Here is a 1,363-nt window from a genome sequence, read left to right as displayed (position 1 = left end):
TCCGCAAGCTCGCTCTGCCGGGCCTGTACCTCGCCCAGAAACTCCAGCACGCTTCCCCTGTCCGGCAGTGGCACACGCAGCGGCAGCGTGTTGATGAACAGCCCGACCGTGCGCTCGACCTCGGCCAGATCAGCCGGACCGGCCCGACACCGTGACGCCGAACACGACGTCATCGCTGTCGCCGTAGCGGCCGAGCAGCAGCGCCCAGGCCCCCTGCACCACCGTGTTGATGGTCAGCCGGTGCCGGCGCGCAAAGCCTTCGATCTCGCGAAGCGCAAGCTCACGTGCATGCTCGGCGTAGCGGTCGCCATCATCATGCTCTGCCGAGACTGTGGGCCGGCCGAGCCCGAGGCTCGACGGCGCCTCGAAGCCGGCCAGCCGCTTGCGCCAATGGGCTTCCGCCACCGCCATGTCCTGGCGCTGCAGCCAGGCGATGTAGTCGCGGAACGGACGCACCGGCGAAAGCTGCGGCGCCTCGCGCCGGCTCAACGCAACATAGGCTGCGAACACCTCGTCGAGCAGCAGCGGGATCGACCAGCCGTCGAACAGGATATGATGGCTGTTCCAGAGCAGGCGGTAATCACGCTCGCCGGTCCGGATCAGACAGAGCCGCATCAGCGGCGGACGCGCGAAGTCGAAGCCGCGGAGACGCTCGGCCTGCTGCAGATCGGCGAGCCGCCTCTCTTGCTCGGCGAGCGGCAGATCCCGCCAATCCTCGCGCATGAATGGAAGCACAACTTCGCGCAGCACCACCTGCAGCGGCACCGCCAGATCCTGGCCGACAAAGGCGGAGCGCAGCACTGCGTGCCGCGCCACCGCCAGCTGCCAGGCCTGCGCGAATGCATCGGCATCGAGCGCGCCTTCCAGCCGGCAGGCCAGCGAGATGACGTAGACCGCAGAGTCGGGTTCGTAGAGGCTGTGGAACAGCATGCCCTGCTGGGTCGGCGACAGCGGATAGATGTCCTCGACCTGTCGCCGTCCGCCAATTGCAGCGACAACACGATCGAGCTCGTCCTGGCCCAGTCCGGCCAGCGGGACATCGGACGGCGTCAAGCCGCCTTCGCTGCTCGCGCAATGCGCGATCAGCGCCCGCAAGGCTGCGACATGATCCTCGGCAAGTGCCGTGATCGTCGCGGCCTCATGCAGGTCGGCGCTGAAGAACCATTGCAGCTGCAGGCGGCCATCGCGGACATAAGCGGAGACGTCGATCAAGTGCGCGCGGGTGTTGCGCCCATCCTGCTGGACGCCGACGTCTTCCGCCGCAAAGCGCAAACCGCCCTCGCCGCCGGCCCCGTCGAGCTGGCCGAGATAGTTGAAGCTGAGCTCGGGCGCGACCTCCGGCATGGCGGCATTGCTGAGATAA

1 protein-coding gene is annotated in these 1,363 nt (G+C 67.6%); it reads right to left on the bottom strand.

The annotated features are described in order from the left end of the window. Nucleotides 1-129: 129 nt before the first annotated feature. A partial coding sequence (locus BRAS3843_RS27015) for a condensation domain-containing protein (protein WP_035982905.1) occupies nt 130-1,363 on the bottom strand: 1,234 nt, incomplete at its 5' end.

It is taken from the genome of Bradyrhizobium sp. STM 3843 (assembly GCF_000239815.1).
In the GTDB taxonomy this organism is placed as follows: domain Bacteria; phylum Pseudomonadota; class Alphaproteobacteria; order Rhizobiales; family Xanthobacteraceae; genus Bradyrhizobium.
The sequence above is the reverse complement of the archived record's forward strand: the minus strand, read 5'-3'. Positions and strand labels throughout refer to the sequence as shown.